17 protein-coding genes are annotated in these 24,302 nt (G+C 43.4%); 7 read left to right on the plus strand and 10 right to left on the minus strand.

The genetic code is table 11. The features are described from left to right. Position 1: 1 nt before the first annotated feature. Complete coding sequence (locus ACH784_RS14065) at positions 2-1,042, minus strand: UDP-glucose--hexose-1-phosphate uridylyltransferase (RefSeq protein WP_404391204.1); 1,041 nt, start codon at positions 1,040-1,042, stop codon at positions 2-4. Positions 1,043-1,175: 133 nt separating this feature from the next. Between ACH784_RS14065 and ACH784_RS14070 the strand changes: the two genes are divergently transcribed. The 3 genes from ACH784_RS14070 (at position 1,176) to ygjK (ending at position 7,886) form a co-directional block, all read left to right on the plus strand. Continuing rightward, entirely contained in the window at positions 1,176-2,228 is a 1,053-nt protein-coding gene (locus tag ACH784_RS14070) for a LacI family DNA-binding transcriptional regulator (protein WP_404391206.1), read from the plus strand. 129 nt (positions 2,229-2,357) lie between these two features. Then, positions 2,358-5,552 (plus strand): glycoside hydrolase family 2 TIM barrel-domain containing protein, encoded by a 3,195-nt coding sequence (locus tag ACH784_RS14075; protein ID WP_404391208.1) that lies wholly within the window; start codon positions 2,358-2,360, stop codon positions 5,550-5,552. Positions 5,553-5,555: 3 nt separating this feature from the next. Then, positions 5,556-7,886: an alpha-glucosidase gene (gene ygjK / locus ACH784_RS14080; RefSeq protein ID WP_404391210.1), complete on the plus strand. Its 2,331-nt coding sequence runs from the start codon at positions 5,556-5,558 to the stop codon at positions 7,884-7,886. 63 nt (positions 7,887-7,949) lie between these two features. Here ygjK and ACH784_RS14085 read toward each other — a convergent pair whose 3' ends face one another. The 3 genes from ACH784_RS14085 to rimK are packed head-to-tail and all read right to left on the minus strand — an operon-like array spanning position 7,950 to position 11,062. Then, positions 7,950-9,089, minus strand: coding sequence for a flavohemoglobin expression-modulating QEGLA motif protein (locus ACH784_RS14085; protein WP_404391212.1), 1,140 nt, complete (start codon positions 9,087-9,089; stop codon positions 7,950-7,952). 19 nt (positions 9,090-9,108) lie between these two features. Beyond that, on the minus strand, positions 9,109-10,143 hold the full coding sequence (locus tag ACH784_RS14090; RefSeq protein ID WP_404391214.1) for a succinylglutamate desuccinylase/aspartoacylase family protein: 1,035 nt from the start codon (positions 10,141-10,143) through the stop codon (positions 9,109-9,111). A gap of 13 nt (positions 10,144-10,156) precedes the next feature. Continuing rightward, positions 10,157-11,062, minus strand: coding sequence for a 30S ribosomal protein S6--L-glutamate ligase (rimK, locus tag ACH784_RS14095; protein ID WP_058028976.1), 906 nt, complete (start codon positions 11,060-11,062; stop codon positions 10,157-10,159). A 132-nt stretch (positions 11,063-11,194) separates the two neighbouring features. Between rimK and ACH784_RS14100 the strand changes: the two genes are divergently transcribed. Further along, entirely contained in the window at positions 11,195-12,037 is an 843-nt protein-coding gene (locus ACH784_RS14100; RefSeq protein WP_404391216.1) for a LysR family transcriptional regulator, read from the plus strand. A 158-nt stretch (positions 12,038-12,195) separates the two neighbouring features. On the opposite strand, the gene ACH784_RS14105 is transcribed toward ACH784_RS14100, so the two are convergent. Continuing rightward, the gene (locus ACH784_RS14105; RefSeq protein ID WP_404391218.1) at positions 12,196-14,751 is read right to left on the minus strand and encodes a DUF5666 domain-containing protein; all 2,556 of its coding nucleotides are present in this window, start codon (positions 14,749-14,751) and stop codon (positions 12,196-12,198) included. A gap of 315 nt (positions 14,752-15,066) precedes the next feature. Beyond that, positions 15,067-15,915, minus strand: coding sequence for a DUF2306 domain-containing protein (locus ACH784_RS14110; RefSeq protein ID WP_404391220.1), 849 nt, complete (start codon positions 15,913-15,915; stop codon positions 15,067-15,069). 274 nt (positions 15,916-16,189) lie between these two features. Here ACH784_RS14110 and ACH784_RS14115 point away from each other — a divergent pair, with 274 nt between their 5' ends. Continuing rightward, entirely contained in the window at positions 16,190-17,317 is a 1,128-nt protein-coding gene (locus tag ACH784_RS14115) for a helix-turn-helix domain-containing protein (protein WP_404391222.1), read from the plus strand. On the opposite strand, the gene ACH784_RS14120 is transcribed toward ACH784_RS14115, so the two are convergent. From ACH784_RS14120 to ACH784_RS14130, 3 genes are all read right to left on the minus strand, one after another. After that, a complete protein-coding gene (locus tag ACH784_RS14120; protein ID WP_404391224.1) occupies positions 17,314-18,162 on the minus strand; it encodes a carboxylate/amino acid/amine transporter in 849 nt (282 codons plus the stop codon). The genes ACH784_RS14115 and ACH784_RS14120 overlap by 4 nt on opposite strands. 103 nt (positions 18,163-18,265) lie before the next feature. Then, positions 18,266-19,594 carry a DUF1501 domain-containing protein gene (locus ACH784_RS14125; RefSeq protein WP_404391226.1) on the minus strand — a complete coding sequence of 443 codons (1,329 nt, stop codon included), beginning with the start codon at positions 19,592-19,594 and terminating at the stop codon, positions 18,266-18,268. Positions 19,595-19,604: 10 nt separating this feature from the next. After that, entirely contained in the window at positions 19,605-21,608 is a 2,004-nt protein-coding gene (locus ACH784_RS14130) for a DUF1800 family protein (RefSeq protein WP_404391228.1), read from the minus strand. Between the two features lie 515 nt (positions 21,609-22,123). On the opposite strand from ACH784_RS14130, the gene ACH784_RS14135 reads away from it, so the two are divergent. Further along, entirely contained in the window at positions 22,124-22,510 is a 387-nt protein-coding gene (locus ACH784_RS14135; RefSeq protein ID WP_404395275.1) for a VOC family protein, read from the plus strand. Positions 22,511-22,621: 111 nt separating this feature from the next. Here the strand turns inward: ACH784_RS14135 and ACH784_RS14140 are convergent, their stop codons facing one another. Next, the gene (locus ACH784_RS14140) at positions 22,622-22,867 is read right to left on the minus strand and encodes a hypothetical protein (protein WP_404391230.1); all 246 of its coding nucleotides are present in this window, start codon (positions 22,865-22,867) and stop codon (positions 22,622-22,624) included. A gap of 220 nt (positions 22,868-23,087) precedes the next feature. Between ACH784_RS14140 and ACH784_RS14145 the strand changes: the two genes are divergently transcribed. Then, positions 23,088-24,188 carry a c-type cytochrome gene (locus ACH784_RS14145; protein ID WP_404391232.1) on the plus strand — a complete coding sequence of 367 codons (1,101 nt, stop codon included), beginning with the start codon at positions 23,088-23,090 and terminating at the stop codon, positions 24,186-24,188. Positions 24,189-24,302: the final 114 nt, after the last annotated feature.

The raw sequence follows: 24,302 nt of genomic DNA on the forward strand, positions 1-24,302 counted from the left end.
ATTATTTCTCGCTGTAATGCGTTAAAGACTGAGCGCGTAATCGTTCGGCGGCTTGCTCTGGGGTTAAGTCGCGCTGCGGCTCTGCTAACATTTCATAGCCCACCATAAATTTACGAACACTGGCTGAGCGAAGCAAAGGCGGAAAAAAGCTCGCATGCAGTGTCCACTCTGGGTGAGCTTGTCCATCAAATGGTGCACCGTGCCAGCCCATTGAGTAAGCAAACGCGCATTCAAACAAATTGTCATATTTAATGGTCAACTCAGACAAAATAGCCGCTAAACTGAGCCCTTGCGACTCAGTAAGTTGCGTCATACGCTGAACCGAAAAGCGCGGTAACAATAGGGTTTCAAACGGCCATGCCGCCCAAAATGGCACCACCACCAGCCAATCATCATTAATAGCGACAATCCGTGTTTGTTGTTGAACTTCTCTGGCCACATAATCTGCGAGTAAATTCCCGCCTCGCTCTGTAAAATACTGAACTTGCGCTTGCTGCTTTTTTTCAACCAAGGTAGGTAAAGACTGCTGCGCCCAAACTTGTCCATGAGGGTGCGGATTAGAACACCCCATCATCGCGCCTTTGTTTTCAAACACCTGTACCCACTGATAGGTTTCACCAAGTTCGCTATATTGCGCCTGCCAGCTTTGCACCACTTTATAAATTTGTTCAACCGAAAGCTGCGCCAATGTCTTGCTGTGATCCGGTGAAAAACAAATAACACGGCTTTCACCTTGTTCAGACTGCATAGAAAATAAAGGGTCGTCGCAGTGATGAACTGGTAGCTCACTTTGTAGTGCCGCGAAATCATTGTTAAACACAAAGGTATGGCTGTAATTAGGGTTTTGCTCACCGTTAATACGTGTATTACCAGCACACAAATAACAACTTTCATCGTACGATGTAGTTGCTAATACTGGCTGTTTTTCTGTTTGCCCCTGCCATGGCCGTTTGGCTCTATGAGGCGATACCAACACCCACTCATTGATGAGCGGGTTTAACCGCCTATGGGGGTGCTCTGTTGCATCAAATGTCATGCTCAAATCACAAAAGGATAATGTATACAAAAAAATGTAAACGGTTACATTTTTTTTAGCAAGTAAATTTACATAAAAAAATCACTCTGCTACCATCGCTCAGAATTACACCTTTTCTAAGCGTTCAAATAGAGCAAATATGGCCACCATTAAAGACGTTGCCCGAGAAGCCAAGGTATCTATTGCCACCGTTTCTCGCGTGATAAACCAAGATGACAAAGTAAGAGACAAAACCCGCGAGCATGTACTGGCTGTGATGAAAACCTTAGGTTATCAGGTAAACGTCAATGCGCGCGCACTCTCCACTCAAAAGACCGCCACACTCGGATTAGTGGTGCCCGACATCAGCGATCCATTTTTTGCTTGCTTAGCAAAAGGCGTCGATAGCATAGCCCGTCAGCATCAAAGCCAAGTACTACTGTGTACCGCCCAAAACAGTAGTGACTCAGAACAACAAGCCATTGATTCATTATTGCAACGCCGTTGTGATGGCATAATTTTGTACTGTACGCATTTAGCCGATAGCGCATTGATCGATATCGTACAGCGCTATTCTAACGTGGTCGTGGTGGCGCGAAATATTCCTGAAATAGCCGAAAACTGCATTTACCTCGACGATGAACTCGGAGGCCAGTTGGCCGCTGAGCACCTACTCGCCTTAGGCCACAGCCGTTTTGCAAGCATTATGAGTGAGTTGCCAATTCAAGATCCCAAACACAGGCTGTCAGGGTTCAAAGCGGCTTTAGATAAGCAAACACTTACATTAAGTGAAGAGCAAGTTACTTACGGCGCGCCTGATCAACTCGGTGGCGAGCAGGCAGTCAATACCTTACTCAAAAATCAGCAAGTATTTACGGCACTTTTCGCCTACAACGATGCCATGGCAATTGGTGCAATTTCGGCCCTAGAAGAAGCGGGCTTTAAAGTGCCTGACGATATTTCGGTGATTGGCTTTGATGATATTTACCTTGCTCATTACAGCAGACCTAAGCTCACCACCTTGCACTACCCTGTCGAAGCCATTGCAAAACACGCAGCGCTGTTAGCTATTAATAAACACACTCAGTTAGATAAAACAGCACATTCGCATCGCTATCAGCCAGCATTAATCGAGCGACAATCAACGGCATTTACGCCAACAACAGCTCCAAAACAGAGCCTAAATGAAAACCAAGTTGAACGACAAAATTAAACTTTAAACTTAAGGCTAGCTAGCAAAAGCAGAGCAACATAAAACCTTAGGAAAGAACTACAAAAAACAATTGTATATTGTATTTAAAGCGCAATTTTAAAAATAAACAACACAGCTAAGATGACAACAATGAAAAATAAACCTTTTGTAATATTTAGCCTGAGCATACTCACTACTCTGCTATGTCAGAGCGTTTTCGCCAAAGCACCATGGCAAGACCACCAAGTATTTGCCATCAATAAACAAGCCCCGCGTGCCTCTGGGTTTAGCTATCAAAGCTTAGCGGGCGCTATGCAAGATGACCCAGCTCAAAGCGATAACTATTTGCTGCTTAATGGCATGTGGCAATTTCACTGGCAACGCTCTGCGATTAATCCACCTAAAGGGTTTGAACAGCCGAGTTTTGATGATTCTAGCTGGGGGCAAATACCCGTGCCGGGCAACTGGGAGGTTGAGGGCTATGGCTACCCAATTTACTTAGATGAGCGCTTTCCGTTTACTACAAAATGGCCTGATGTTCCACTTGAATACAACCCAACAGGCTCGTATCGAAAGCCTTTCACCTTGCCTGAGTCGTGGCAAAATAAACAAGTGTTTTTACATGTAGGCGCTGCAAAATCGTCGCTCGATGTATGGCTAAATGGTGAAAAGGTCGGCTTTAGCCAAGGCGCTAAAACTCCTGCTGAGTTTGATATTACCGAGTTTGTACAACAAGGCGACAACTTACTCGCGCTCAGGTTACGCCGTTGGAGTGACGCCAGTTATCTAGAAAGCCAAGATATGCTGAGAATTTCAGGCATTGAGCGCGACGTCTATTTATACGCCACGCCAAAACAGCGTATTTTTGATTTTCATGCCAAACCTCGTTTAAACAAACGCTTTGATAAAGGCACATTAGAACTTGAGTTAGACGTTAAAAACTATCAAAAAAATAACGCTCAGCTTACCGCAAAATTTGAGTTACTCGACCCCAAAGCAAACCATACTGTTGTCGCCAAAGCCACAAAAAAATTCACGGCAAAAGCCCAAGGCACACAACAAATCAGCTTTTCAGAGCAAATAGCTAACCCACGGCTTTGGTCAGCAGAAACGCCAAGTCTATATACCCTAGTGATGAGCCTCTATAACCAACAAGGTGAATTACTCGAAGTGTTGCGTGATGAAATTGGCTTTAGGCATATTGAGATTGTAAATAAACAACTGACTATCAATGGTAAGCCGATTGTTATTCGCGGCGTTGACCGCCATGAAACTTCACCAACCCGCGGTCATGTGGTCGATAAAGCATCAATGGAGCAAGATATCAAACTGATGAAGCAGTTTAATATCAACGCGGTACGCTCTAGCCACTACCCAAATCATCCTTACTGGTATGACTTAACCGACAAATATGGCTTATACGTCATCGATGAAGCCAACATAGAATCACACCCGCTGGCCATTGACGAGAAAACCCAACTTGGCAATGAAATGAGTTGGTTGCCTGCACACCTTGACCGCACCCAACGTATGTTTGAGCGTGATAAAAATCACCCTTCTATCATCATTTGGTCATTGGGCAACGAAGCCGGACATGGCGAGGTGTTTGCCAACACCTACCAATGGTTAAAAGACAATGATGATCTGCGCGTAGTGCAATACGAACCTGCCGAGCTTGAGCATTACACAGATATCTTTGCGCCTATGTATCCGTCAATCGAAAAACTGGTTAACTACGCCAGCAATAACCCAGATAGACCCGCTATTATGATTGAATACGCCCATGCTATGGGCAATTCTGTAGGTAACTTGCAAGACTATTGGGATGCCATTGAAAAATACGAAGTGCTGCAAGGAGGCTTTATTTGGGACTGGGTGGACCAATCACAAGAATATCGCAATGAATTTGGTGAAACGTACTTTGCTTATGGCAAAGACTTCCACCCGACTCTGCCAACCGACGGCAACTTTTTAAATAACGGTCTGATGAACCCAAATCGTAAGCCTCATCCACACGCTTTTGAGGTAAAAAAGGTTTATCAACCAGTTAAATTTACTGCACATAACCTACTTAAAGGACAAGTGACTGTACAAAATAAATTCTTATTCACGGACTTAAAAAAGTATGACCTGCGCTGGAAGATCGAAGCGGACGGAGAAACCGTTAGACAAGGCCATAGCGCCATGCCAAGCGTGCAACCGAGCAAAACCGCCATACTGAATTTTGATATTCAAGGCCTTCCAGCTTACAGCGACAAAGAATACTTTGTTACCCTTAGCATGCATGCCAGAGCACAAGAGCCGCTACTGCCGCTTGGTCATGAAATTGCTTTTGAGCAATTCAAACTGCCAGTATCGCAATTAAAATCAACTGCAAAAAGCGCTAACAAACCAAGCAAACCTAGCTATTCACATCAAAAAGGCATGCTGATCGCTGACGCCGCAGGCACTCAGCTTAGCTTTGATAAACGCACGGGTTGGTTACAACAGCTTACTTTTAACAAACAAGCCATGTTAACCCGACCACTTAAGCCAAATTTCTGGCGTGCACCAACCGACAATGACTTAGGTAATAACCTGCAAGTACGTGCGGCCATGTGGCAAAGTGCCACTGATAGACTCAAACTCATCGCCTTACAAGCCAAAACATCGGGCGTAACTGCGCGCTATCAATCACCAGATTTTGCAGGGAGTTTAGTGCTGAATTATCAGATCACAGCGCAAGGCTTGGTGCAGGTTGATTACCAACTCAATCTGGATGATAACCAAACCTTGCCCGACATTCCGCGTGTTGGCATGCAGTTAAGTACCTTTGGTGAATATAAAAATATGTCTTGGTTAGGTCGAGGTCCACACGAAAGTTACGCCGACAGAAAAACCTCAACGCGAATTTCAGTGTTCAACACACCTGTGACCGAGCAACACCATTACTACATTCGCCCGCAAGAGAATTCAAATCGTACCGAGGTGCGCTGGATGGCATTGCAAAACGCGCAAGGCGAAGGGCTGCTTGCGGTAGGCGACAAGGTATTAAATGCCAGTGCTTGGCCTTATCTGCAAGCCGATATCGACTTTAACTCGGGCGATGCCAGTGCATCGGCATCAGGGCTTGTGCCTGTGACCACCAAGCACGCCATTGATGTGCCGGTACGCAACCTTGTCACCCTAAATATTGATCATAAGCAAATGGGCGTGGGCGGTGATACCTCATGGGGTCGCCTTGTTCACAAGCAATACCGCATTCCCGCCGAAAGTCAGCAATATCGCTTTACGCTAGCGCCGCTTTCTGGTGATAAAAATGCCGCTGCATTAGCCCGTGAAATTAAAGTAAGTTACGGTGAATAAACCATGAAGAACCCTTTTATGATAACTGCAAATACACTGCTTATAGGTTTGCTTAGCGCACTCTTTTGCACACAAGGCCAAGCGAGTAATGAGCATTTGCAAAACACCCTAACCCGAATTGGCGAGCCAAATATGATGAAGCCCGCCGATAAATTTGGTCACAGCCCGTTTAACCCATTGTTTGATGCTGGCGCTTGGCACGGGCATTTGTTGCCAAGTTCAGCCGATGAGCTGGGCGGTTTTACCGGTCATGCACTCATTCAAGAAGAGTATTTAACGTATCTCGCCAAACGGTTTGACCGCTTACAGGTGTTTAAACATGGCAAAAAGCTGACACTTACAGGTAAGGTGTTGAGCGAGCCGGGCAAGCTTATTCAGCATCTTAAAGCCGAAGACGTAACCGTCACCCTTACTTTGATGTTTGTTGGCCCGCGTACTTCACTGGTTGAAACTAAAATTGAGAGCGACTTCCCGCTAACTTTAAAGTTTGACGGCGAGCTACTCGCGCAATTTGATAAAAAGCACACGCTTGAACAAGCTCACCCACAACTGCAACCCAGCCTAAAAGCAACGCCACAAGGGATCACCGTGCATTTTAATCAAATGCGTTCGCCTTATAGTGTACTTACCTCGGGCAGCTCGGCTTATGTGATGAGTAAATCTTTAGCAACCACCACACGCATTCAAGGACAAAGCTACACCAGCCAAGTTGATATCAAGGGCACAACGACGTTTTATACCCTATTCAGCCATGTTCTGAACGCAAAAGAGCACACCGAGGTTAAAGAGCGTCATCAAGCAATGCTTAAAGCGCCAAAACAATTTATGCAGGCAAGTAAGGTACGCTGGCAGCAATACCTTGAGCCTTTACAGCAACTAGAGCATCCTGCTCAGCAGCGCTTGATGGCTAAGTCTATTGAGACCTTAATAGGTAATTGGCGCAGTCCGGCAGGTGCTATCACCACCGACACAGTTAGTCCATCGGTCACCGCGCGTTGGTTCTCGGGTAACTTAACTTGGCCTTGGGATACGTGGAAGCAAGCCTATGCGCTCAGCGACTTTCACCCTCAATTAGCGAAAGCCAATATCGATACGGTATTCAATCAACAAATTCAAACTGGCGATACAGTCAGGCCGCAAGATGAAGGCTTTTTGCCCGACCTAATCGGCTACAACCTAAGCCCAGAGCGCGGCGGTGACAGTGGCAATTGGAATGAGCGCAATACCAAGCCTAGTCTTGCAGCTTGGGCGGTATTGAAAGCCTATGAGAGCGACCAAGATAAAGTATGGTTGGCAACCCTTTATCCAAAACTCAAAGCATATCGTGCATGGTGGCTGCGCAATCGTGATCACAACCAAAATGGTATTCCTGAGTATGGTGCAACCCTAGATAAAGCCCACAACAACGAGCAAGGTGAATTGTTATTTGTTCACCAGCAGGGTAAGACTAAAACCACCAAATACGGGCTTGCTCACTACCGCAAACTCTTAGCACAGGGTGAGCAAGTTTTTGCCCCAGCACAAACCGCAGCCTCTTGGGAATCAGGCCGAGATGATGCGGCCACCTTTGGCTTTATCAGCAAAAACCAACTTGCAGATTATGTAAAGCAAGGCGGTGATGCCGCTGATTGGCAAGTAGATTTTGCCCAAAACCGTGATACAACAGGTAAGCTACTTGGCTATTCTTTACTGCAAGAGTCAGTAGACCAAGCCAGTTACTTTTATACCGATACCCTGTATTTGGCGAAAATCGCCAACATCCTCAACTTACCTAACGAAGCCAAACAGTTTGAAGCCGACGCAAAACAAGTAAAAAACTACATTAATCTGTGCATGTTCGATGCCAATACGGGCTTTTATTACGATATTCGCATTAACAACACACCGCTTAAAAATGGCTGTGCTGGCAAGCCTATCATCGAGCGCGGTATGGGCCCTGAAGGATGGTCTCCGCTATTCAATCAAGTGGCAACAGCCGCACAAGCGAAACAAGTTCGCGATGTGATGATGAACCCAAAGACCTTTTACAGCAAAGTACCGCTCGGTACGGCTGCCAAAAATAATCCAGCTTATGGCCCGAACATCTACTGGCGAGGCCGTGTATGGGTCGACCAATTTTACTTTGGTGTAAAAGGGTTACAACATTACGGCTATGAGCAAGAAGCAAAACAACTGGTGAAGCGCTTTTTAACTAATGCCGATGGCTTGATGGAGAGCGCCCCCATTCGTGAAAACTACAACCCAGAAACTGGTGAGCAGCAAGGCGCACCTAACTTCTCTTGGAGTGCCGCGCATATATTCATGCTGCTGAATGAGGGGTTTGTGAAGCAATAATACTAAAAAGGCGATGACCTATTAAAATCATCGCCTTTTTCAACTCATTGTTTATGTCACAAACTATTTAATCGATAACGATAAGAAACGTTCGATTTCACCTAGCTTTTGCGGTTTTTCAATGGCAGGGCTAATGTAACTCGGCGCTTTTAAAATCGATTTATTAATTAAACTCGTCACCACATCCAGCTGCTCTAGCGACACTTTACCACTGAGTAAATTTACAAAGTCATCACGGGTTTCATAAGCGTGCAGAATTTGGTGGAAGCCTTTTAGATATAAATAATCTTTGGTAAAACCACCGCCTCGATAAACACGTGCTGTAATCGTGAACGCTAACTGTTCACTGACATTATATTGCTCAAGTAAAAACTGATAAGTACGTTTAAAGTCGCGCTCATCTAACATAGATTTCACCGCAAGTACTCTCAATGCCAATATTTTTAAGCGCGATACCGTTAAGTTACCCGATAAAAATTCACATAAAATAGCGATACCTTCTTGGCTTGTGGTATTCACCGGGCTCCCCAAAGAGAGCACTTTTAAAGGCTGAGTCTGGGCATTCAGGGTTGTCACTAAATGTACACCTAATTCATGGTGTGCAAGCGCTGCAACTTCTTTTTCGCCTAAACTGGCCGCCGCATTAATCTTAACTTTAGTGCCAGATACCAAAGCATTGGCGATCATCGAGCCATCAACTACTAACTCATAGCGATAGCCATGGGTCTGTGCAAACTCATGCATTTGCGCAACTATCGCATCTGCATTGAGCAAGTTCCCTGACGATTTCGAGAGAGAATCAGGTACATGCAGCACAAACTGAGCGTTGCGAATGTCTTTATCTGATGGCTCACCGTAATAACGCAGCGAATCATACATAAATTGCTCACTGCCTACCGAGCGAAACTGATCAAGCTTATCGGCATAAGACTCTATCACTTCGCTGTAAAGCTGCGTTAAGTCATCATCCCCTAAGGTTTCCACCGGTAACTGGTAAAGCTCTCGTTTTTTAGCAAACACATTGAACTGATTTTCTTTGTATAAGAAATTCGGATTCTCGGTCGCATTACTTGCAAAAAATCTTGCTCTTTCTTCTTGGTAGTTAATCGGTGCAACGGAATCAAGTATATCAATTCCTTGTACCATGGCATGCAACGCCTGATCTAAGCTTTGCAACTTCGCATTTTGTTCAACAGTTAACATACTTAACTCCAAAGGCGCACTAGTGCGCCTCACTTTCACCGTCGACAATGGCATTTTCTTCATTGTCGATATGTTGAGAAATTTCAGCTTCATCAGCCGTAAAATAGCCTATGTGGTACATAGCCTCACCCTCTTGCACCAGAGGGATATTTTGCTTACCGATGATAATGCCTTTACGAGGCGCTTTTACTTGCGCCAAGACTTCACCAAACGGGTCAACCACATCGGCCAGAACTGTGCCTTTCTCAACCTGCTCACCCAGTTCAAGCTTATGCGATACAAAGCCGCTGGCTGTCGCTCTGATCCAATCAGAACTATGTGCAATAAACGGTAAGGTGCTACTTTTCTTTTTACGCGATTTTGGCAACATGTTTAAAGCCCGCAGCACATTTAGCACCCCGCGATAGCCAATATGCACAGAAAACTCATCGGTGCGCAGCGCCTCCCCCGCCTCATACACCATAATTTTTGTGCCTGACTTTGCCGCAGCTTCTCGCAAAGAGCCTTTCGGGTTGGTGGTATTGATCACCACAGGTGCACCAAACGCATTGGCTAAGCCACTTAAATCTGCCTCGTCTAAATTGGCTCTGATCTGTGGCAAATTAGAACGATGAATTGCACCAGTGTGCAAGTCGATGCCATAGTCACAATGCAACACACATTGATTTAAGAAAATATTCGCCAAGCGTGATGCCAATGAGCCTTTTGCCGACCCCGGAAAGCTGCGATTTAAATCGCGTCTATCGGGCAAATAACGGCTTTGGTTTATTACGCCGTACACGTTTACCATGGGTACTGCTATCACAGTTCCGCACGATGGCTTAAGCTTTTTATCGCGAATTAAGCGATGAATAATTTCAATACCATTCAGTTCATCGCCATGTACCGCTGCGCAAATTAATACGGTCGGTCCCGCTTTTTTCGAGCGACTGATAAAAACAGGAAGAGAAACTTCCGCATCGGTATACAGCTTGGCTACAGGTAACATGACTTTTGCACTCTGCCCCGCTTTGATACGGTGCTCACCAATTACAATGTCTTCAGGTAATGCCATTAATTTAGACTCCTCACCCCACCGCTAATTTTCTTGGCGGTGACACGTCATTCTTTTTCTCAATAAACTCATAGAGTTTAGCTGCTACATCTAAACCCGTTGCTTTTTCAATGCCTTCAAGACCAGGCGATGAATTTACCTCCATCACCATAGGACCATTGTGCGAGCGAAGTAAGTCAACGCCACAGAAGTTCAAGCCCATCACTTTCGCGGCACGTACTGCGGTTTCACGCTCTTCTTTGCTAAGCTTTACAATTTCTGCACAGCCGCCGCGATGTAAGTTTGAACGAAACTCACCTTCTGCTGCCTGACGCTTCATTGCCGCAACGACTTTGCCGCCAACCACTAAGCAACGAATATCTGCACCGCCCGCTTCTTTAATATACTCTTGAACTAAAATGTTTGCTTTAAGCCCCATAAAAGCTTCGATGATGCTTTCTGCTGCCTTTGACGTATCAGCTAACACTACGCCAATGCCTTGCGTACCTTCAAGTAATTTAATGACCAGAGGCGCACCACCGACGTTTTTGATTAAGTCTTTAATATTGTCAGGCTTACTTGCAAAGCCGGTACGCGGTAAGCCAATACCACGACGCGATAATAATTGTAATGAACGTAACTTGTCTCTCGAGCGGCTAATTGCCACCGACTCGTTCACGTTAAATGTGCCCATCATTTCAAACTGGCGCGCAACTGCTGTGCCGTAAAACGTAATTGATGAACCAATACGCGGAATAATCGCATCGTATTTAGGTAATTCTTCACCGTGGTAACGCACAGTTGGGCGGCTACTGGTGATATCCATGTAGCAATGTAATGTGTCGATAACATCGACCTCATGCCCACGTGCAAGTCCCGACTCTAATAAACGCTTAGTAGAGTAAAGTTCAGGTCCACAAGAAAGAATGGCAATTTTCATGTTCTTTTCCAAAAAAATTAAATGTTAGTGTGTGAATACGGGAGCAAATGTAGGGCAAACAATTTGAAAAGAAAAACTAAATAAAATAACCTTGTTGAATAAAATTTTTTATCAATAAATCCGAGAGAAACCATGCGTACTGAACTGCTAATGACGTTTTTAGAAGTGAGCCGAACATTGCACTTTAGAGTGGCTGCTGAAAATTTATTTGTGACTCAAGCTGCAGTCAGTGCACGCATTAAACTGTTAGAAGAAGATCTTGGTGTACTGCTTTTTGATAGAGCAAACAAACGCTTAAAGCTAACTGCCGAAGGTCACAAGCTGGTTAAGCACGCCAACGAAATTCTCACTATGTGGCAAAAGGTCAAGCAAGATGTCGGGGTTGGCGATGCCAGTTCAACTCAATTGTTTGTCGGTGCCATGATGTCGATTTGGGATATGGTTTTACACGACTGGCTACAAAAAATTCATCGTAATCTAGACGACGTTAATCTATTCACGCAAACCTATTCACCGCTTGAGCTGCGTAAACAAGTACAAAATCGCATGGTTGATATTGCTTTCTTATTTGAACCGCCTTTTATTGATGACATCGAAGCCAAAAAAGTGGCTACAATTCCCCTTAAACTGGTATCCACTCAGGCTGTTAACAGCATTGAAGAGCTAGAAAACTGGGTTATGGTAGACTACGGCGAATCTATTAATAACCAGGTAATAAAAGACTTTGGTGATGCACTGAATACCCGCCATCATATGAACCAACCGCGTATTGCTATGAATTTTATACTTGAAGCCGGTGGTGCAGCCTATTTGCCTAATCAAATGTGCTTTACAGAGCTCAGAAAACAAAAACTGCATTTGGTGCCTGAAGCGCCCACTTATTACCGCGATGTTTATGCCATTTTCTTAGAGAAAAACCATAAGAAGCAAATCATTGAAGATGCCTTGCAGCTGTTTCCTTTTATCAGAGGCTGAGTTTTAAATAAAAAATCTATCAAATATAGACTATTGATAAATTAAAACTATCACACTAAAAAACGAACTAAATTTAATTTCATAAAAATCAAAAAAGCCGCACTTAAAAAGTACGGCTTGGTTGCTTAACACATCAATATCTTTGTGGCGTATTTAAATTAATCTTCAAACTTCACTTTCGTGGCCACTAACACTTGGTTCTCATTATAAAAGCCTTTCACTTCGACTTTTACACCTTGCTTAAGATCCGTCGCTTTACCTTTAACAAAGCGCGTGTTTGCATTCGTGGTTATGGTTTTACCATCGACAACAAAGTCAGTTAATGAAGTAAACTGAGTAACTTCGCCTTCTACTTCAACTTCGTCGACTTCTTCAAACTCGACTTTTTTGGCGACTAGCACTTGCTCTTCATTAAGTGTGCCTTCAACTTCAAGCTCCACACCAAGCTGCAACATCGCCGCCGAGCCATTTTTAAACTCAGTGTCAGTTGTGGTGGTGATTTTCTGCTCGCCAATAGCAAAGTCAGTAGATGAGACAAATTCTGTTACTTTACCTTCAACTTCGAATTCATCTTGCTCTGCAAATTCGACCTTTTTAGCAACAAGGGCACCGTCGTTGTTGATCTCACCTTCAACTTCAACCTCGACATCAAGGGCTAAGTCTGACGCTGTACCGTGTTTAAACTCAGTTTGGTCATTAGTTACAATTACTTGCTCGCCAATTTTGAATAACTGCACAGAAGTAAATTCACCGATCTTACCTTCAATTTCAGCTTCGCGCTCATCGCTACCATCTTCTGAGTCGAGCTCAATTTTACGCGCTACAATCACGCTTTCTGCGTTTAACTCACCTTTAACTTCAACGGCCACACCAACAGATAGTTGCTCAGGGTTGAAACCCGCATAACGGGTATTAAGCTGTGTCGTGACTGCATGGCCGTTTACGCTAAACTCAGTTAAAGAGGTAAACGAGTCAATCACACCTTCAAGGTCGACATAGCGCGCCTCATCGGCGTCATTGTCGTTATCAATCTCAACTTTAACCGCTAAGAAGGTGCCATCTTCTTGCTGCACAGCTTTTACTTCCACTTCATCCCCTTCGGCTAATAACTCGAAGAACTCAGCTTGTAAAAGTGAATCGCCATTATCTGCTTCGAACTTAGTCAGCTCTGAGGTTTCAATGCGAATACCTTCTACGGTAAAGCCCATCTCAGAAATCGCACTCGCTTCACCTTCAAGCTTATTCACAAACTCATTGGCATTCACATCAGCGGCAACCTTGAAACGCTTCACTTGTCTGGCAACAACGTCGTCTGCAACTTTTGCCGCTTTCACCACTAGCTTGTCGCCTTCATTAATATCATCCAATCTAAAGCGACGTACTTTGGCTTTTGAAACATCAATAAATTGCGTGAACTCATTAATGGTCACCGTTGTGCCCATTAGCTCTAATTCGTTGTCGTCTTCATTTACCTCAGACACTAAACCTTCTAACTTGAGTTTAGTTACTTGCTTAAAGCGAATTAAGTGCGCCACCAGCTGGTTTTCTTCGTTTAACGCACCACTGACAACCACTTGAATACCCTCTTGTAGATCTTCAAGCTTGCCCACTGCAAATACGGTTTGCTCGTTAGTGATCACTATTTGGTCGTTCACTTCAAACAAGGATGCTGACTCGAAATCATCAATTTCACCTTCCACAAACACTTTTTGTCCTGCAGCAAATGGCATTGTTTTAACTTCAACTTCATCGGCGGTTAGAACATTATCGACAGGCTCACTTGAGGCTTTGATTTTAACCATGACCTCATTCGCAAGCTCGCCATCTACGTCTGCAGAGCTGTAATCAACAACTAAAGTACCGATGTTGAATTGTTTACTTTCCGTATTAAGCTCAGCAACTGTGCCTTTTAACTTAATATCTTCTGAATCCGATGACTTTTCAATGCGGGTTGCAAGCCACTGCTCTTGCGCATTTTGCTTGGCACTAACTTCGACATAATCACCGACTAATAAGGCCTCAAAGGTAAGCTCATCATCAAATTCAGTGAATTCGTCCACATAATAAACTTGGCCTAAAACAGTGAATGATTGCTCAGCCAAGTTGATCTCTGAAACTGGGCCTTCCGCTGAAGCGTTATATTTAATTTTGCTCGCAGTTGGCGTTTCGCCATTGGCACCCATTGCACCTTCTAAGGTGACAACCATGCCCACTTCTAGCGCATCTTCAGAGTCGTTGTCTTTGTCATCGGTTGAGAAAGCGGCATTGTCGGTATTGAATCGCACACCATTAATATACACACTGCCAAAGCCTGTGATCACACCACTGCTCACTATCGGCGCTTGGTATGTGACATCTAGTGTCGTCACTTGGTTTTCAGAAATAGTAATAGTTTGCTCAGAATTACTCGCAGAATAGGTTACGCCATTAACTGTGACGGCTGTGACCGCAACTGTGTAGTCACCAACAACAAGATTTTTTAGCTCTTCTTCGCTTGTCAGTGTTTGGCTATAACCATTTGGCCCAGAGACAGTAATGTTCGCGCTTGAGTCACTTGGTAGACCTGAAATATTAATTTTTGCGCTACCAACGGTTGCCTGAGGCTGTTGCTGTGTTGGCGGATTTTGCTCTGAGTCATCGCTACTACCACCACCACACCCCATGATTGAGAGGGTTAAGAGTGATAACGCGGTACCTGCTACAAACTTATTCATAATTACTCACCTTTATTCCATTGCTAGGAACGTGTCTTAATGACTATAGATTAATTCTGCCTTTAGAAACTAAAAGACAGATAAAATCAGACATAAGCACTAGTGACTAGAAGCTAGTCACTAGACGCTAGGCAATTAGCTTTAGCTTTTTGTCTGACTTGCTAAATAGTGAGCATGAAGATGACATAGTTTGTCTGAATGCTTTCTTAATGCAAATAAAGAAAACATCCTAAAGAATGAAACCAACTAGAAAAAACCACCCTTTATAACCAATATTTTATTTTTAAATTTAAGCCTTATAACAGACTCTGAAGTTTAAAAAATAGACTCTATCACCATAGAGACTCTTGGCCCCCACATCATCATGGCTGCAGCAATAACACCGATTAACGTGATCACGGCCGCGACAGAGGTAGTCATAGCAGCAAGCCATTTTATGTTTTCAGTTTTACTGCGCTTTGCCCAAAAGATAAGTTCAGCAAACAACATAGGCAACAAGTAACAAGCAAAAGATAAGGTCAGGTCCATTGGACCATCTAGGTTACCATTATTGCCATTTGGGCCTTGGTTAACTAAGTACCAGCCCATTAAAAATAAACGAAAAGTCCAAACCCCATTCACTAAAATGAAGGCATGCACTGCCCAGCGCTGATGCTGAGAAAATTGCTTTTTAACAGCGGTTTTCCAAGCAAAGAATATGGCAACTAATATAAGCATGCCGTTTAATGTGACACCTAACGCACCTATGTCACTAAAGCGAATACCTGCGCCCCAAGTTAAGTACAATCCCGTAACCGCACCAGACAGGCCTAAAGCAAAAAATAGGCGGCCATTCCAACGGTGAAACTTAGGATAGGTTTTGCGTATTTTTGGAATTATTTGCGCAAGGCCAGTGGTTGCCATAATCGCCGCTGGCAAAATATGGCTAAAAAACATGATGGAATCAAAACCCGCACTGGTATCAAACCCTCTTGCAGGAGAGATTTCATCTGCCTGATGCACGGCCCCTATTAATAAAGGGATGGCATACAAACTGAGAATATAAACGGCAAACGCCCATTGCCCGACTAATACAATACTGACCCAACTAGTCACGGCCTTTTTAAGTGCAGAATCGGCTGACATTCCCCAGATATTTTTTTGATTAACGGTTAGCTGTTCCATAACACGCTCCTTACTCTAATTTGATGTAAGCAGCTTGGCATTGATGCGAAATAGGATCGCACCGAATTTTAAAATCGGCCTATGTTTTAGTAATTATAGCTCTTATAGATTTAGCGAGTGAACACTCAAACTCCGCATAAAGCCATGAAAATAAAGCTAACTTTTTTACTCACCTCATTATCTAATAAAATACAACACGCTTTCTTACAAACGCGTAATTGAGACAGAACAAACGATTAGATAAACTCTGAGGTGTTACTTTGGAGCGCCCCTGATGACCTTATCAAACATTTATTCCATTCAGCTTATCGTGGCATTAACCTGCTTATTCGCTCAATTGTGGGTAAAAAACAAGCATACGACGCATATTTTATTTGCGGTATTTTGTGGCTCGGTTGCCATGGGCGTAATACAAAAATTATCTGCTGACAGCTTGGGGGCTTACCAATACCTAGTCGGGCTAGGAGCTTGCGCTACTTGTAACTGCTATTGGTTGTTTGTGCGTAGTTATTTTAGAGGGAATAATGCCATCGGTGTGCAGCATATTGCACTTGCCATTGGCATTGCTGTGTTAATCATGATGAGCAAAGGCTATTTGTTTGTCACTGAACTGTGGCAGATAGAATCAAGCCGTTTGAGTTTTGCTAAATATACGCTCACCGAAATCACTATTTTGCTGTCTTCTGCAATTATTGTTTTATCTATATGGGAAGCATTTAGAGGGTTTAAACAAGCCTCTAAGACCCAACAGAAACAGCGTGTGTTTTATTTGTGTGCCATCATCTCTGCGGTACTCATTAGCAAGGTCGCCAAAGGCTACTTTGTAGACACGCCACATATTAAAGAAGCCATCATCGCCTGTATCACTATTTTTATGCTGCTTGTTACACAAATACTGATGTTTTGGCGTTTTAAATCTAGCTCTAGTCATAATCCAAAAAAATCAAAAAACACAACGATAGTAAGTGCTCTCAAACCCAACATAAGTGACACGCAAATAAAAATTAGCTCTTTGGTAATGCAAACCGAAGAGTCACAAGACATTGAACTGAAAGACACCATTCAACAATTATTGATAGACCAAAAACTATATCTACAAGCAAATCTGAAAGTAGGTGATTTAGCCAAGCAACTCGATTTACCTGAGTATAAGGTCAGCCGAGTACTAAAAGAGGGGTTCGGTGCTCGAAACTTTAACCATTACATAAATCAACTTCGGGTCGAGCACGCTAAACAACTTCTCTCTGAGTCGGATAAATCGCATTGGCCCGTGTTAGTAATCGGTCTTGAAAGCGGCTTTGCGTCGGTCGGGCCATTTACTCGCGCTTTCAAGCAATTTACAGGCTCTACGCCCAACCAGTACCGACAGCAATTTAGCCTTAATAAAGCTCAGGTCGCTTAGCGACCTGTAGCAAGTTTTTGGTTAACCCACAGAGCCAGCAAAATAATACCGCCCCCAATGGTAAGCCTGATTAAATCGGCATCCCTGTTCCAAATAACCAAATTAACCAGTATACCCGCGGGAATAAGTACATTATTCATCACCGCAAGTGCGCCTACATCCACTAAGGTTGCGCCCTTATTCCACGCAAAATAACCAAAGCCAGAGGCCACCAATCCAAGGTAAATTAATATGCCCCACTGAGTGCTGGTCGTTGGTAGCTTGTCTATATTGCCGAACAACAAAAAGAACAGCAAAGACACGACTAATGCACCGACAAAAAACCAGCCAAACACGGTTTTATGATCAAGTTCACTGTCTTGCATTAAACGCTTATACGTCACTTGCCCTGTTGCGAAACAAAAGTTAGCGCCTTGTACCAGCAACAAACCAAATAAAAACTCACCGTCTAGATTTTCATAACGAATGGCAACCGCACCTATAACGGCTATCACCGCAACCAGTAGATATTTGCCGTTAAATTGCCTATCTAGCAGATCATTGAGTAAAGTGATATAAACCGGCGTCATCACAGTAAACAGCAATACCTCGGGCACACTCAAAAACAAAAACGAGTGATAGTAAAACCCGTACATTAAACCGAGTTGCACACCACCGATGGCCATTAATTTAAGAATGAGATCTTTAGGAATACGTGAGCGGATTAAAAAAGGGATAAACACGCAAGTTGCGAGTGCCACTCGACTAAAAGCGCTAAACCAAGCATCGACTTGCCCTGCCAAATACACGCCAATTAAGCTAAAAGAAAACGCCCATAAACAGGTTACAAAGGCTAAATAAGACATCAGAAAACCACATTATTATTTTCGCTTAGTAAACCATGAATACCCAAAAACAAAAAGCCACACTCATCTCGATTGTGGCTTTGAAATTTAGCTATAAAAGAAATTACAAAAACCCGAGTGTATGCTGATTGAAGTTAGCCAAGTTCGGGAAGATATCTACCAGCTCAGAGTCAGGCACGCCAAACCACCTTGCTAAGGTTGAAAAATACTGCTCATTGGCAACTTCGGGAATAAGTCGACCACCGCGCGTATCTCTCGGTCCATTAAGATGCTGAGTCAACAACTTGCCATACAAATCGCCGCCATTCACCGCGCCCCCCATCACAATATGGTTTCCAGCCCAACCGTGATCGGTACCATTACCATTTGACGTTAAGGTTCGACCAAATTCACTCATGGTAAACGTAGTGACATTATTTTGCTGACCCAGATAAGTCATGGCTTGATTAAACTCAGACAGTGACTGAGATAATTGACCAAGCAACGACGCATGACTACGGCTTTGATCGCCATGGGTGTCAAAGCCCCCCATAGAGACATAAAATACTTGGCGCTTACAACCTAGTTGAGATTGGATCGAAATGGTGCGCGCGATAGTGCGTAATCTTCTCGACAGCACACTGCCTGAAAATACCCCATCAATGGGATCGGACTCTTGTAACGCCAAGTTCATCGCTGAGGTTTTGTCTATCGAGGCCTTCACCCTAGTGCCATAAGCTTGACCAAGCGGATTCTTCTGCCCAGTTAAAACTCGATTAAATAAACTGCTGACATGCTCATTGCGCTCCTGACGACCACTTAAGGCGTTGATTTGGCTAATGCCATTGGTGCTCAAACTAAATGGCATACTATTTACGCTGGTTTGCCAGTGATTCATACCTGAAAGCGAAATATTGCCACCAAACCTATCAGCTTGTTCAAGGCGCTCTAATAATCGCGCGCCCCATCCGGTATTAATTGAGCTCTGCTCTTTGCCGTACATCCAGGTCGCTTGCTGTTTGTTATGTGAGAATAAATGCAAAGGTAAAGGTACTGATTTATTGATCACATCTTGCTGCGTCGTCGGTGTAATAAGGCTCCCTACACCAGTTACAAAAGCCAATTGTTTTTCAGCAAATAAGTTTTGTAATGGAGCCAGAGAGTTATGCAAACCTACGCCACCCTCTTGCGAAGTCTCTGGCGCTAAAGCCAGCGGATTAGCAATCGCTAAATTTTGTCGGCTTGATTCATATAAACTACGCGCTTCACCTTCCAGCGGCACCAACATATTTAGCGAGTCATTTCCCCCCGATAAAAATACACAAACCAGCGCTTTGTAATCACCGTCATCAATCGCTGTTGAACCTTGAAATGCTTGCAGTTGCAGCTGTGTTAAGGCGGCCATTGATACCCCACCTTTTAAACACATGCCTAAAAACTTTCTTCTATCCATGAGGTTGCTCCTATTGTTGCAAGCTGTATTCAGCTGAGACGGTAATTAAAAAGATAATGTAAGAAAGCCTTAGGTGACTTTCACTCGAAGAGAAATAGGCGTCCATATCGTAAATGGCTTGGCGCATTTCTTCTGACATTGAGCCTGCAAAAAACAAGGTGTCGTATTTATCTATCACCGCACTCAAACCATAGTTTGCCAATAACGCCATGTCTTCTGACATATATAAGTAGACGCGGTTTTCATACAAGCTGTCATAACGCTCAGCGACGCGGCTACTAAATTCATCAAAATGACTATTCAAGGTATTGATGACATACGCGTCATTGGCAATCTGTAACTCAGGTGCGAGCAACTCTGATCCCGACAGCTCTTGCGGTTGGTGATCCGGTTGATAAAAGTTGAATACCGATGTTGATTGCAGCGGTCCTTGACCAAACATCAAGGGTAAATTGCCCGTAAAATAAAAATTATTAAGTGCTTTCGCATCGAATACTCGCCACAAATGTACTTGTTTTAATAGCGGCTCTTTCACTTTGCCAAAGTACTCAAGTGGCGCACCAAATTGCCTTGCTTCGGCATCTAAATAAATGGCTTTTACGACTGCTGCTAAGTCACCCTTTACGCCTTCACCGTTGTCGTTAAACACTTTTGCGACACGCTCAACATAACCTGGACTTGGATTTGATGTGATTAATTTTAAGATCAGCTGTTTACTAATATAAGGCGCAACATTTGGGTGTTCAAAAATGGTATCAAGGGCGATTTTTAACGATTCCTCTGGCCCTGTATTCTCAGGGATCACCACGCCATTGAGCAAATGCTTTGCTGCAGTCGAATGATATTCTTCGAATGGGCTCATGGGTATTGAGTGGTTGTTACTTGGGCGGTTCCAAAACTCACTGGCGCCAAATGTCCAACCCGTAAATACCTTCGCAAACCCTTCTATATGCTCTTGGGTATAAGCCGGGATCGGCAAATCATTTTCATCTTTTTTTGCTATGCCATTAAGTTCTAGTTCGTTCAAGCCCAAACTAAATAACTGTAGTAGCTCACGGGCGTAGTTTTCGTCAGGGCGAATGTTGCGCTCTTCATCGGCTTTTTCATTGTTAAGGTGATCTAGATAAATCCCCATAATCGGAGACAAAGTGATCGCTTCAAGCAAATCTCTAAAGTTACCAAAAGCATGCGTTTGCAACATATCATAATAACTCACCATACCTTTAGGCTGATTGGCCAGCGCATTATTGTAGTCAGACACCACAAAAATTTGACTCATCGCATAAGTTACACGCTGCCTTAGCTGATCGGGTGCATTGATACTGCCCTTCCACCAAGCATCAATGCGATTAATTTGAATTGGATAATCGCGGTTTGGATAGTTTTCCAAATAATCAACATGGTAGGTTATTGGCAACTGCATTTGTGCTTCAATCCACTGCTGAGCACTCATGCCCTCCGCGGCTAAGATTTCTTCATATCTTGGCCCAACTCCAGCCTGATGCAGCAAACGAGCAGCTTGCTCTCTACCCATAACTGTTTTAGCCGTAAATGCAAATTCTTGACTTGCCTGTGCACTATGCTCATCGGTCACCGTTAATAAAAAACGATACGTTTCGTCAAAGCCGTTAATAGGTTGAGGAATTTCGAAAGAGATCTCGGCTTGGGCTGATAATGTCACAGCCTGTCCTGCCAATTGTTGCCATTTATAGCTAACCGTATCACCGTCTGCATCACTGGCATTGGCTTTTATCTCGACTTGCTGACCATGGTTAACTTCTGTTGGAGAAGTTAAATTTATAACAGGAGGGTTATTCTCTGACGCGGAATTGTCGTCGTCATCACTGCCACTATTATTTCCATTATTACCTGACCCATCCGTACCTCCATTGATCGGTGTTGTTGTAGGGCTCTCTGATACGGGTGTATCCTTACTCGTGTTTGCTTCATTGCCACCGCCGCATGCAACTAAGAAACAGCTAGTAAGGATAGCGATTGCTATGCGCTTACTCATCTTTATGCCTTAGTACTGATTAAAAACAGCAAAACTTTAGCATTAGAAATTTAGTTTTACGCAATTATTTTGTATGACTTTTATTCAAGTTTCTGGTCATACCTGAACAAGTCAGTAAGTGCTTTTTATTTCCACTATAAAAATAGGGACTTTAACCTGAACAACAGGTTAATTAGCCCTGACAAATAAATTTAATTTGTATGTAGTATTTGGTTACTACCCTATGTGACCCAACTTTATTTATTATTCAACGCATCATTTAAACAAGTAACTCTCAAAATTGATGCAAGTTTTTTCTCACTACCATAGGGTTTAACCATCGCTTAGTAATTGGTTGAAATAAATTCGGTAACCGGTCGGTCTTCATCATTCGCTATACGCTCTAATTACTGACAAGCCTGAATTTTAGTAACACCTTCTTGAATACGCACTGAGCGTTTTGTTGTTTTGAATAAACCTTGCGGCACTGAAGAATAGAGTTCACATATTAGATAGGTACCTTAAACGTGGCAAAAATGATCCACAGTATGATCCGAGTTTTGGATGTAAAAAAGTCGACGCAATTTTACCAAGATATACTCAACTTAGAGGTAAAGCGTACCTTAAACTTTAACGGTTTTGACCTACATTATTTAGGTAATCATGAAAGTGATTTTGAGCTTGAACTTACCGTTAATCATGATAAAACCAAGCCTTACATTCTAGGGGATGGCTATGGGCATCTGGCATTTAGCGCGCAAAATATAGAAGCGCTGCATGAAAAAGCTGTACAGCTGGGTTATCAGCCTCGTCCCATTAAGTCTTTTTATAATGACGATGAGCTCGTCGCTAAATTCTTTTTTATTGCCGATCCTGATGGCTATGAAATCGAAGTGATTGAACGCTCAGAGGCTTATCATTAAGCCTTGATTATTTCTAAAGTAAGAATGTCTTTAACTCTCAAAGTCCCCTCAAAGAAAAAACCACCTTGCGAGACTACTGGCAAGGTGGTTCTGGGCAGATAGATTATGGCTTTAAAAGTCACACTTCAATAATTTCATGGGTTTGTCTGCAGCCATCACGCAGCCTCTCGCTTCATCCGATGCCGCTTTGCACTGTTTCAACATGTCAGCCTGACTTGGGGCATTTTCTTTTAAAACCGACTTGGCATGGGCGACAACTTTATCGCACTCATTCACCGATACCATTTCAGCTTGTGAGCAGGCATTTAAAACTAAACCACATACAAAAATTAATAATAACGCTTTAAATTGCTTCATGGCATTTACCTTATCTTTTGACTACCAAGAGTATAGACAGCTTCTGCATACTCGCTTAAAAAAGCGCATATTTTTATCAAACCACAAAAATAACTAACCGATTTAGCAATTATTTTTGAGCTATAAACAGGCAAAATTGTTACGAGATTTGTATTTGGCTAGTAATCGCAAAGCGCTACAATTATGCTCAAAATACCGTCATTGTTACCCTAGGTTGGTTATGTTTAAAATCTCTTTTGGACTAATCGCAAGCTCGCTAATAGCGTTACTCATCACCGCAAGTTTTGCTTACTCACAAGAACGAGAGCGACGCTCTCCTCCCCGAAAATTAACGACTGAGCAAGCCCGAGTCGCCGCCAATAATTACCAAAAATATTGTGCTCTTTGCCATGGTGAAAACAGAGAAGGACATAAAAACGATCACGCTCCATCACTACGTAGCAAAAGTCTCATGGAATCGGGTATTGCTCACCAAGTTTTAAGACCAATGCAATATGGCCGAGAAGGCACAGCTATGGGCGGTTATCTAGATGAAGTAGGCGGCCCTATGACACTCGACGAAACTTGGGATTTAACTTATTGGTTGTTTGAACAAGCTGGTTATGATCGCCTTAAGTTCTCAACGAACCCTGTACATGGTGATATAAAGCGCGGTGAAGTGGTTTATCAAAAACAATGCTCAAGCTGTCATGGCAGTAAAGGTGAAGGTATCACCGCTCCTGCTTTGATGAACCAATCAGCCCTTGCCCATAACACTGATGAGTTTATCCGCTATGCCATTCAAGAAGGCCGCCAAGGCACGCCCATGCAAGCTTTTAAAAACAAACTTTCAAAAGCCGACATAGACAACATTACCGCTTTTTTACGCAGTAAATCTCTGGGCTGGACTGACGAAACACCCGTACTAAAAGCGCTCCCTGAGCCAAAAGATTACATCATCAATAAAAACGGCGAAGACCCTAATTTTGCTTTAAAAGATGGCATGTACGTTATGTCGAAAGATCTCAATGAAGCACTTAGCGCCAAAAAGCGCATGGTTTTACTCGATACTCGGGTTACCTCGGTATGGCAAACCGCCCATATTGAGGGCGCGATCCCTTTCCCTTATTACGCCGATTTAGACGAAACCGTGGCAGGTATTCCTAAAGATGTACAAATTGTCGCTTATTGCTCCTGCCCCCGCGCCGCAGCCGATCACACCATTAATAAACTCCGAGCCCGAGGGTACACGCGTACCGCGGTGTTATGGGAAGGCATTTTTGGTTGGATGCATTTAGGCTACCCGGTAAGGCGTGGCGATATTGCTGGCGTAAATGATTAGATAACTAAAACTCAGGCTAATTATTAGACTTTACATCGCTTTACAAAATGCCTTTGGAATGAAGTGATTAAAAAATTCCAAAGTCGTAAACTAAAAATTCAAAACTGGAAAAAT

This window comes from Pseudoalteromonas phenolica, assembly GCF_044788725.1.
Classification (GTDB): Bacteria; Pseudomonadota; Gammaproteobacteria; order Enterobacterales; family Alteromonadaceae; genus Pseudoalteromonas; species Pseudoalteromonas phenolica_C.

Coding starts and splice junctions, on each gene's coding strand:
- ACH784_RS14070 (WP_404391206.1), top strand. CDS start 1,176: ATGGCCACCATTAAAGACGTTGCCCGAGAAGCCAAGGTATCTATTGCC.
- ACH784_RS14075 (WP_404391208.1), top strand. CDS start 2,358: ATGAAAAATAAACCTTTTGTAATATTTAGCCTGAGCATACTCACTACT.
- ygjK (WP_404391210.1), top strand. CDS start 5,556: ATGAAGAACCCTTTTATGATAACTGCAAATACACTGCTTATAGGTTTG.
- ACH784_RS14085 (WP_404391212.1), bottom strand. CDS start 9,089: ATGTTAACTGTTGAACAAAATGCGAAGTTGCAAAGCTTAGATCAGGCG.
- ACH784_RS14090 (WP_404391214.1), bottom strand. CDS start 10,143: ATGGCATTACCTGAAGACATTGTAATTGGTGAGCACCGTATCAAAGCG.
- rimK (WP_058028976.1), bottom strand. CDS start 11,062: ATGAAAATTGCCATTCTTTCTTGTGGACCTGAACTTTACTCTACTAAG.
- ACH784_RS14100 (WP_404391216.1), top strand. CDS start 11,195: ATGCGTACTGAACTGCTAATGACGTTTTTAGAAGTGAGCCGAACATTG.
- ACH784_RS14105 (WP_404391218.1), bottom strand. CDS start 14,751: ATGAATAAGTTTGTAGCAGGTACCGCGTTATCACTCTTAACCCTCTCA.
- ACH784_RS14110 (WP_404391220.1), bottom strand. CDS start 15,915: ATGGAACAGCTAACCGTTAATCAAAAAAATATCTGGGGAATGTCAGCC.
- ACH784_RS14115 (WP_404391222.1), top strand. CDS start 16,190: ATGACCTTATCAAACATTTATTCCATTCAGCTTATCGTGGCATTAACC.
- ACH784_RS14120 (WP_404391224.1), bottom strand. CDS start 18,162: ATGTCTTATTTAGCCTTTGTAACCTGTTTATGGGCGTTTTCTTTTAGC.
- ACH784_RS14125 (WP_404391226.1), bottom strand. CDS start 19,594: ATGGATAGAAGAAAGTTTTTAGGCATGTGTTTAAAAGGTGGGGTATCA.
- ACH784_RS14130 (WP_404391228.1), bottom strand. CDS start 21,608: ATGAGTAAGCGCATAGCAATCGCTATCCTTACTAGCTGTTTCTTAGTT.
- ACH784_RS14135 (WP_404395275.1), top strand. CDS start 22,124: ATGATCCACAGTATGATCCGAGTTTTGGATGTAAAAAAGTCGACGCAA.
- ACH784_RS14140 (WP_404391230.1), bottom strand. CDS start 22,867: ATGAAGCAATTTAAAGCGTTATTATTAATTTTTGTATGTGGTTTAGTT.
- ACH784_RS14145 (WP_404391232.1), top strand. CDS start 23,088: ATGTTTAAAATCTCTTTTGGACTAATCGCAAGCTCGCTAATAGCGTTA.